Origin of the sequence: Paraprevotella xylaniphila YIT 11841, assembly GCF_000205165.1 — a bacterium.
Classification (GTDB): Bacteria; Bacteroidota; Bacteroidia; order Bacteroidales; family Bacteroidaceae; genus Paraprevotella; species Paraprevotella xylaniphila.
In genome coordinates, this window is the sequence record NZ_GL883820.1 from 1 (window position 1) to 2,758 (window position 2,758).

Below are 2,758 nucleotides of genomic sequence, written 5' to 3' on the forward strand. Positions count from 1 at the left end.
GTCAAAAGGGTGGATGGTCCTTTGTCGGGCGGTTGATACTTTGTTTCTTTACTTTGGTTTTAGTGGATGCCCGTTTGTTTCCACGGACGTGGGCGTGTCCGTTGCGGATGGGGATGCGCCTTGCGTTTCCTCGCCGCGTGGGTTGATGTCATTCTTTCATGTTCATTTCTTTTATTGTTGTCATACATAGTTGCGAATGTCGAACTCCTCGATGTTGTCCGGCACGACGAACTCCTTTTCAGATTTCTTCAGCCGAATCTCGATAAGCCCCTTGATGCGGATGCCTATCTCCGAAGAGCCTTCCATCATTTTCTCGTACAACTCCGTGCCCTCCATGTCGGTGAACACCTTAGCCGCCTTTTCACGTTCCGCCTGTGTCGCGTCCGGGTTTTTGGCGGTCTTGCAGGCGTCGTCAATCTCGTCAAAGCTGCTGCCCGAAGCCCGTGGCGTGTCCGAGGCGTCCTCTTCCGGTTCGTCGTCCCCGTATCCCAGTTCCTCCGGCGGTATGCTCGTGAAGGTCTCATCGAGTTTTTCCTCCGGGACTTGTGCCGGGCGGGATGCGTTTCCCGTTTTTCCGTCGTCAAAAGTAGCCTCTTCCTCCGACAGCTCAATGCCTTTTTCAATAGTGGCGGCTTCTTGCGTCGGTATGGCAGCGGTTGTCCGGGTGGATGCCATCCTGAAACGGCTCTTGCCGATGATGTCCGCCTTTTCCGCAGGGACTTCCTCGTGTGCCGCTATGCGTTTAGCCTCATTCCCGTCCAGTGACCGCCATAATCCGACAATGCCCTTGAAGAAGCGGACAATCCGCGTGTCCATGATGCGCTCGTAAAGGAGCAGGAACAGGAACCAGAGGTTGCAGCCGACCGATACCGCCAGCAGAATGTCTGTCATGCTGATTGTGTAATTCATATCCTTCCGTTTTTGGTTAGAATACTGAATTGTAATTTCGGGCATAAAGGCTCTTTATCGCATCTTCGCACTGGTTGAAGTGGTGCGTCAGCACATGGTCGATGTAAGCGGACAGCGTAAGCCGGTCATGCCCGATTACACGGGTGATACGCATGATACGCTCGTGGTACTCCGGGCGCACATACGCCATCTTCCCCTCACGTGCCTTTACTTCCGGGTCGCGGATGAACAGGCGTTCATAGTCCTTCTCACTGCATTTGCCGCTTACCGGGACAGGCGACAGTATTTCCACACTCGCCTGCACTTGGGTAAACATACCTCCGCAGTCTTGCTGTGGTCTTTTTTCATTCGGTGTCATTTCTTTTTCCATTTTCAAATCAGATCTTCACGTTGTTTCTTGTACAGTTCGTTGATTCTCTCCTTGTGCTGTTCCAGATGCTGGCGCAGCACGGTATCCACATATCCGCCTACTGAGATTTCCCCTCCGGCGATGTCGTTCACGATTCTGAGGATCTTGCCGTGGACGTCACGGCTGATATAGACACATTGGCGGGTCTTTATCTCGTTGCGGCGCAGGAATAGCTCGTTGTAGTCCTCGTCCTGCCTTTTCCGGCGTCCACTTTCCCTCTGCGCTTTTTCCCGTGTTACGGGTTGCACAGGAGATGGTTCCGGTGCGGCGGTGTCCTCTTCGGTCGGTGCAGCTGCGGGTACTTCCTGTGCGGGGCGCAGTGTCCCGTCCTGTGTGCGCCGCCCGATGGAGGCTAACAGCAGTTCCTCGTCGATGCCTTCCGTGTTCACTTTCCTGCTGCCCATGCTCACTGCGGTCTGATGATGTCGCTTATCTCTTCGGAAAACTCCCGGATGCCACTCCCTTTCAGCAGTGCCGTGTCCATCGGGAAGATGGTGGAGCGGAAAACGCTCTTGCGCTCTTCCGAAAGGTCACGGCGGAACTTCTTGCTGTCGGGCAAGCGGGTGGAAAGTACCGGAAAGCCCATTTCGGCTATCACTTCCTCGTAGATGCCGTACAAGTCGTTCCTCTCCCTGCCGTCCACCATCGTCCAGAACAGATGCAGCCCCTTTGTTTTCGCCTGTCCGGTAGTCATCAGCCTGTCGCGGAACATCGTGACGAATTTCAGGGTACTCTCCACGACAAAGCGGTCGGCACTCAGCGGAGTGAAAATGTAGTCCATCTGCGAGAGCGTCTTTATCACGCCGTTGCTTCGGAGTGTGCCGGGCATGTCGAAGAACACCACGTCGGGTTTCACGTCCTCAGTGGCAATCATCCTCTCGGCATCGTCGAGGGCGTTCACCGCATTGCTTTTGACGATGGTGTAGGCGTTCTTTTTGATCCGGCGGAAATGGTCGCAAGCGAGAGCCTTGAAGTAGGTGCTGCTGTCGATAAGCCCCATTTCGTGTTCGCGCAGCCCGTGGATGCTGTGCTGCGGGTCGTCGCAGTCCACGACGGCGACATTGTAGCCTTTCACGTTGTGCAGGTAGCTGGCGGCAAGTGCCGTGACAGTGGATTTGCCGATGCCACCTTTCTGTGTTGCGAATGCAACGAAGATTTCCTTACTCATAGTTCCATTTATTTTAATTGTTGATGATTTGTTTTTCTGTTTCCATACGGATTTGGCTGTCGCACCATCCGCTTCCGTGACTACACACGCAGGCGGGTCGTCGCGTATCCGGTTCTGTGGTGAAGCGGTGCGTCGGACAAATGGTGATTGACGACATTGCGTCATGAAGTCATTGAATCCATACGTCACCGAATTGTCGGAGAACCGGGTTTCCGACGGTTCGGGTATCCGTTTCGGCAAGTATCCGAAGAAGCGGATTTCCGGGTATTTGA

At 54.2% G+C, this 2,758-nt stretch carries 4 protein-coding genes; all 4 read right to left on the reverse strand.

Translation table 11 applies throughout. From position 1 onward, the window contains the following. Positions 1-180: 180 nt before the first annotated feature. Positions 181-909 (reverse strand): hypothetical protein, encoded by a 729-nt coding sequence (locus HMPREF9442_RS02290; protein WP_004304280.1) that lies wholly within the window; start codon positions 907-909, stop codon positions 181-183. A 16-nt stretch (positions 910-925) separates the two neighbouring features. Further along, positions 926-1,279 (reverse strand): DUF3408 domain-containing protein, encoded by a 354-nt coding sequence (locus tag HMPREF9442_RS02295; RefSeq protein WP_004291505.1) that lies wholly within the window; start codon positions 1,277-1,279, stop codon positions 926-928. A gap of 2 nt (positions 1,280-1,281) precedes the next feature. Continuing rightward, positions 1,282-1,722 (reverse strand): DUF3408 domain-containing protein, encoded by a 441-nt coding sequence (locus HMPREF9442_RS02300; RefSeq protein WP_004291503.1) that lies wholly within the window; start codon positions 1,720-1,722, stop codon positions 1,282-1,284. A 2-nt stretch (positions 1,723-1,724) separates the two neighbouring features. After that, the coding region (locus HMPREF9442_RS02305) for a ParA family protein (protein ID WP_008624907.1) at positions 1,725-2,758 on the reverse strand (1,034 nt) is incomplete at its 5' end.